Raw genomic sequence first — 5655 nt, forward strand, 5'->3', positions numbered from 1 at the left:
GCATGGCAATGGGATTTGACCTGCTGGCGGCAGAAGCCGCCCTTTCGTTGCAATGCGAGTTGAAGGACTTGCAGGTGATAGCCGTTGTGCCGTTCCGTGGTCAGTCTGATAGGTGGGGCAAGGAAGAGCAAGCCAAATATGATGCCATCCTACGCATCGTGGATGACGTGGTCGTATTGAGCGAGCGATACTATAATGGCTGCCTTCTGAGGCGCAACGACTACATGGTCAACCGCAGTTCACGGCTCATTGCCTACTTCAATGGCAATCCCAAGGGCGGCACATTCTACACCGTCAGAGAAGCCAAGCAGCAGGGCTTGGACATAGTGAATCTTCATAATAGTGTATAACCCATAAAACAGAAAATGCTTATGGACGATATTGTTGCAATCATCGTTTGCTGCTTCGTGTTCGGAGCTTTGGGCAATGTGCTCAGAGCTTTGTTCGGCGGAGAGAGACGAAATGACTTTCGCCGTGACCGCTAAGCGTTTCTAATCCAAGATACGCTGACAGCCACACGTCTGCACCTTACCCCAAAAAGATGCAGCGGATATTCATGTCCGTAGGCAAGGATATTCAGATTCCTCACCTTAACATTTTGATAAAAACTAAAGATACTGCTGCCTATATTTCAAGACAGCAGTATAAACCTTACTCTGCAGGTGCCCATTTGCAACGCACAGGAGAGACGATTGCACCCTCTGCCTTCAACTGTTTCATTGCAGAATCAACCTCTTTGCGGTCGAGACCGCTGAGTTCTGCGATTTTACCTGCGTTGAGAGGCTGACCAGCCTCCTTCATTGTTGCCAATACTTTTTCTTTTGCGTCCATTGTTTTGATGATTTGATTATGAAATTGTTATGCTGTCTCCTTCATGCTCGATACACCAAAAGGGAACTTCCTTCTCTTTGCAGAAAGGTTCCATGCGCCATACACTCTCAAATCCACTCATGACAAAGTGCATCGGGACAAACATTCCAACCTTGAAACGTTCAATAAACTGCCTTCCTCCCAGCGTATAGCCGTTACCGATGCGTTCGTCCACAGGAAACATCACGAGGTCAAAGGAATCAGTTATCTTTCGAATGTCTTTAAGTTCACCAAGGAATCGCTTTTCCTCCGCCACAGGATTGATATATTGACCGAACTCTTCGCTGAAGACCTCTCCTTCAGGTGTGTTGTCGGCGAGGAAGCGTGCGTACCAGTTGCATAGGTCTCCTGCGTGAAAGATAGTTTTTCCTTCAGTTTCTACTATCCAGCTTACACCGCTATCGTTACTGCCTGTTGCTGTCACTTTCAGATACTCATCTTCCCAGACTGTTCCTTTTACCATCCAAACATCTGCATCCTCTTTCTGAGCTCTTCTTCGTTTGAGTATGTCCTTTGACAGAATGTATGTGACATTGGGAATGCGATTCTTCCACTTGAAGATTTCTTTTGTGAAGTGGTCTTCATGGAAGTGACTTGAAAACACGTACACAGGTTTACATGTATTCATGTACACACTCATGACACCAGCAGGATCCATCCAGTAGTCAAATACCAGGATGCATTGAGACGTTTCAAGCAAGAAGCCGCTATGGAAGATGTATCTGAGTATCATCCCTTCAAAGCCTTACCGTCTGAGAATGCGTGACCAACTGTCTTGCCAAGCTCAATGTAGCCGTGATGTATGGGATCGAACACGATGAGTTCCATCTTCTCCATATCTGGCTTGCCATTCTCGCAAGATACTTTTCATCTACGAGAATGTTTACTATCTCTGCCACGATATAATAACCCTCTGGTGACTCATCGATTTTCTCTTTGATGCGACATTCCAATGTCATGGGGAAGTCTGTAAAGACGGGAGCGTTGATATTCTCTGCCTTCTCGACGTTCCAACCTGTCTTCGCCATCTTATCCGCATCGTTCTTGGCAGATACGATGCCTACGAAATCTGCTGCCACCATGGTCTGCTTTGTAGCAAATGCCACGGTGAAGTCGGGGCAGTTGTTCAGGTTCTCCGTAGTGGCATGTGCGCCCATGGCAATCATAATCTCCTTTGCGTCCCATTGACCGCCCCAAGCAGCGTTCATTGCATTGGGCTTGCCGTTCTTGTCGTATGTGCCGATAATCAGTACCGGCTGTGGAAGCATCCACGATTTTTGTCCAAATGATTTCATTCTTACTTCTTTTTATTGTGTTATCAATTCATTCAACTTATCTTCTCGTATTACTTTCGGTTGTGCCTTGCCTGCCAGAACGAGGATCTTCTTCCCATTCCTGTATATGTGCAGCTGCCTGCTTCGCACCACAGCCGTCAAGGTCTCATCATCCTGCATGGCTTGCCATATAGGATAATACACACCTTCTGGTTCAAACAACTTCTTCTGAAGGTGTGAGCACATGTTGGTTGTATCTATTGTCATATCGTTACGTCATATCATTAACATGATTCTGCCAGCTTCTTTTGTGAACATTTCAGGGAAACGGCAGATTGTTGCATACACCTGCTTGCTTGTCACAGGCTGACCGTCCTTTCTCAGGTGCAGCCCATGACGATTGATGGCATCGGCAATCTGGTCAGTTGTCATGCCGCCATTTCGCTTTACCATCACATATACTATGGCTTCTTCTATCTTCATCCTTTATTCATCTGCTTTTCAATCCATGCCATCAATACGGCAACAGCATATTCCTGTTCTTCCTTGGTCAGTGCCCTGCCTGCTGGGATGTGATGCCACTTGAAGAAGCATCCCCTGCAACAACAGCCAGTGGCATGTTGAGCCAGGAAAACAGGATGCCCGTGCTTGGAGTCTGTTTGCCGTCGTTCGGTATGACAGCCGGAGCAAGTCTTTTTGCCACAAAGTCCTCTGCGTGTTTTCGTATCGTCGGCAATCCCTTTTCCATTACATACTCCCTGTCTTTCTTGGACAGATGGAAACGGCTGCGAAAGTCAGACTTTGCCAGCCTCCCAAAGAGATTGGTCAGGTCGTACTCTGTTTTCTCAGAAGGAATGCTCTCATGCGGATCCTCCTCCTGGAACAACGATGGATATATGTATTTCTGTGACATCATTATCTGTTACTTCTTATTTCCAGTGTTATATCCATATATGACCGCTTGCCGTCAATATAGTCGGCATAGAGCATTTCCTCACTTCTGCCTTTCAGAACATGGCATTTGCCGCATATCTCACAGTTGTGTAGGCATTTCCATTCATTCAGAACGTAATCCAAACGTTCCTCTCGTGTAGATGATTCAATAGAGGGTGTGCTCATAATCAGTGTCTCCCACAGCATGGTCAATCAGTGCCTGAAACTCTTCTTCCGTATAGTCGTCTTCCCAACCATACGTTACGTCCTTTATGCCCAAGGTAAACCCTAATGCCTCAGAATAGGATATGCCAATTTCAGCTGCAAGGTCTCTTGCCGCTTGATAAATCTGCTCTTCTTTGCTTAAGGGTAGTTGTTTCGCCTTCTTATGTTTTTTCTTCGGTTTCCCCATTTGAGTATATTCGTTTATTAATCAGCGTTGATGGGCATCTTGAAATTCCTGTATTTCTTTCGGAGTTCCTCATTATGCGCCTTCATTTCCTCATACATATCATTCAGTGCGTCAGGAAATCCCCATCCACAAGGGCTTGCCCAACGAAGGCATTGCTTGATTCGGGAATCATACTTGTCCCAAAGGTCATATAGCACGATGTGGCGCAATGTCTTGTCGAAATTACTCTCAACAGAATCATAGAATTGCTCCCACATGTCTCCATAGTCGTAAGTGAACTGACAGGCGTTCTCCATATAGAACACCATCAATTCTGCTATAGAATCTTCCGAGGCTTCAGTTTCTTGAAGTCGGACAATGCCTTGCGGCACACTGAGAAGCGTGTCTTTGGCTCTCTGTTTCTGCTCGGATAGAACTCTTCTCGTATGATGTGCTTGTACTCTTCCAACTTCTGACCCTCATTCGGCTCTGCATAGAAGTCAAGATATTCCTTTGCCTCTTTCCGTGCAGAATAAAGTTCCAATACCATTTTTATTATTTCACTCTTGTCCATGGACATGAGGACAGACTTTAATTTAGATTTTGACATTTCTGCTCTTTTATCTTAAAAACGGGTCAATCGTTGCCAGCAACTCTGATTTCTGCATCACACCGCTCGTCCTCCACAACACTTCGCCGTGTCTGAACAGCATCAATGTGGGCACAGACTGTATGCCATACTGGCTTGCAGCCACCCCATACTTGTCCACATCCACCTTGATGATGCGTATTCTGTCACCCAACACTTCCTTCACCTGCTTCAGGATGGGGTGCATCATCTTGCATGGCTGGCACCATGTGGCGAAGAAATCGACCAAGACCAGTTGGTCGCCTGATATAACGTCTTTGAATGTTCCATATTTTAAACTATTGACAAATTACCTTTGGAATAGGTCATGCTTTCTGCCTCATAAATAAGCACATCATCGAAGATCTTGATGTCTCGTTTCTTATTCAACCATCTTTTCTCATTAGACCTATACCAAAGGTTTATGATACAGATGCTTTCTTTAGGTGTTGCCTTTTTCTTTTGTGTGTTTTCTGTAAGGACATCCTTGTATGTCGAAATGAAAACTGTTTCAACGTCCTCAACGTTTTGTGGAGTCTGTTGAGTCGAATCGCTAAAACTACCAATCCATAAAGAAAAAGGTTCTCGAAAGTTTCTTAAATGTTCGTGCCAAGAAGCCACTCTCGTATGTATTGGTGTTCCAGAGCGATGGAGGCCAAAATACCGATAGTCATCCTTGCTAATGGGATGCCCTTTACCTTTTTTGCTACCCGAACAATAATAAAAGCTGAACAAATGACAGTCACAAGTATTTGGGTCATTCAAATACTCGGACAAAGACGTAAAAGTATCAAATGGACCAACCCATTGAATCGTGAAAACCTTTCTAATATCTTCCATTTCTTATTCCTCTCTTTTATTCCTTTTCTTCAATGGTCCGCTGTGCGGCCCACGGTTCAGCGTCACACCATGCTTGTTGAGTATACGGAACACGGAACTTCGGCTTGTGAAGCCACTGATAGCGAAGATGTCATCAATGCTGTGCCCCTCGTTGTACATGTTCACGATATTCTTCTCACGCTCCAGCTTCGACAGTGCCCTTTCCGACTTCTTGGGCGGCCGGATATTCTGTTGCAGATGGATGATGTGTGCCGATGCCTTGCGCAGCACGGCACACTCCTCAGAGAGTGACCCGAACATACGGATGACCTGTGAGGGCTTGGTGTCGGGGAAAAGTTCGTCAAAAGTATCGATGCGGTCTTGGATGGAGATGATGCGAACCACCTTCACACGGCAGTATTCTATGAATGTAGCCAGTTCACGGGTGCCACGCAGTGCGTTGCTGAATCTCGACACCACCAGCTCGTCGCCGCGCTCCAGACTCGATATTAGCTGCTTCCACATCGGGCGCAGCCTCTCGTGTTCGGACAGTTCTTCTATCACCTGTACACAGCCGTATTGCTGCATCCAAGCCTTGTCTTCTGCATACTCTTCGCCATTGGTGGCGATGAAGATGTAACCTACTTTTGCCATACTGTTGTACGCTATTAAATGAAATCAAGTGCAAAGGTACACTATTTTTCCGAGAAACAATCATACTTGAACGAAAAATCATACTT

Annotated in this window: 11 protein-coding genes and 2 pseudogenes; 1 reads left to right on the forward strand and 12 read right to left on the reverse strand. The window is 45.6% G+C overall.

Annotated features, from left to right (window positions below; all coding sequences use genetic code 11):
- A partial coding sequence (locus DXA05_RS25490) for an SLOG family protein (protein ID WP_004319921.1) occupies positions 1–350 on the forward strand: 350 nt, incomplete at its 5' end.
- 301 nt (positions 351–651) lie between these two features.
- On the opposite strand, the gene DXA05_RS25495 is transcribed toward DXA05_RS25490, so the two are convergent.
- The 12 genes and pseudogenes from DXA05_RS25495 to DXA05_RS25550 all read right to left on the reverse strand — a co-directional run bounded on the left by DXA05_RS25495 (position 652) and on the right by DXA05_RS25550 (position 5569).
- Entirely contained in the window at positions 652–831 is a 180-nt protein-coding gene (locus DXA05_RS25495; RefSeq protein WP_004319923.1) for a transcriptional regulator, read from the reverse strand.
- Positions 832–847: 16 nt separating this feature from the next.
- Complete coding sequence (locus DXA05_RS25500) at positions 848–1603, reverse strand: MBL fold metallo-hydrolase (RefSeq protein ID WP_072067345.1); 756 nt, start codon at positions 1601–1603, stop codon at positions 848–850.
- Positions 1600–2165 (reverse strand): annotated as a pseudogene (locus DXA05_RS25505) (flavin reductase). Before DXA05_RS25505 ends, DXA05_RS25500 begins: the two are co-directional and overlap by 4 nt.
- A 12-nt stretch (positions 2166–2177) precedes the next feature.
- Positions 2178–2411 carry a hypothetical protein gene (locus DXA05_RS25510; RefSeq protein ID WP_060451178.1) on the reverse strand — a complete coding sequence of 78 codons (234 nt, stop codon included), beginning with the start codon at positions 2409–2411 and terminating at the stop codon, positions 2178–2180.
- A 9-nt stretch (positions 2412–2420) separates the two neighbouring features.
- Positions 2421–2627 carry a hypothetical protein gene (locus DXA05_RS25515; RefSeq protein WP_072067344.1) on the reverse strand — a complete coding sequence of 69 codons (207 nt, stop codon included), beginning with the start codon at positions 2625–2627 and terminating at the stop codon, positions 2421–2423.
- A pseudogene (locus DXA05_RS25520) lies at positions 2624–3060 on the reverse strand (DUF4186 domain-containing protein). The gene DXA05_RS25515 and the pseudogene DXA05_RS25520 overlap by 4 nt, the downstream one beginning before the upstream one ends.
- 183 nt (positions 3061–3243) lie before the next feature.
- Positions 3244–3489, reverse strand: coding sequence for a hypothetical protein (locus DXA05_RS25530; protein WP_004319932.1), 246 nt, complete (start codon positions 3487–3489; stop codon positions 3244–3246).
- Between the two features lie 17 nt (positions 3490–3506).
- Positions 3507–3785 carry a hypothetical protein gene (locus DXA05_RS28210; protein ID WP_284515706.1) on the reverse strand — a complete coding sequence of 93 codons (279 nt, stop codon included), beginning with the start codon at positions 3783–3785 and terminating at the stop codon, positions 3507–3509.
- A 20-nt stretch (positions 3786–3805) separates the two neighbouring features.
- Positions 3806–4078 (reverse strand): DUF6155 family protein, encoded by a 273-nt coding sequence (locus DXA05_RS28215; RefSeq protein ID WP_284515707.1) that lies wholly within the window; start codon positions 4076–4078, stop codon positions 3806–3808.
- A gap of 10 nt (positions 4079–4088) precedes the next feature.
- Complete coding sequence (gene trxA, locus DXA05_RS25540) at positions 4089–4367, reverse strand: thioredoxin (protein WP_128859768.1); 279 nt, start codon at positions 4365–4367, stop codon at positions 4089–4091.
- A gap of 23 nt (positions 4368–4390) precedes the next feature.
- Complete coding sequence (locus tag DXA05_RS25545; protein ID WP_004319938.1) at positions 4391–4936, reverse strand: hypothetical protein; 546 nt, start codon at positions 4934–4936, stop codon at positions 4391–4393.
- A 3-nt stretch (positions 4937–4939) separates the two neighbouring features.
- Entirely contained in the window at positions 4940–5569 is a 630-nt protein-coding gene (locus tag DXA05_RS25550) for a recombinase family protein (protein WP_004319940.1), read from the reverse strand.
- Between the last annotated feature and the right edge of the window lie 86 nt (positions 5570–5655).

The sequence above is a fragment of the Bacteroides sp. AM54-2NS genome (assembly GCF_003602935.1).
GTDB lineage: Bacteria > Bacteroidota > Bacteroidia > Bacteroidales > Bacteroidaceae > Bacteroides > Bacteroides xylanisolvens.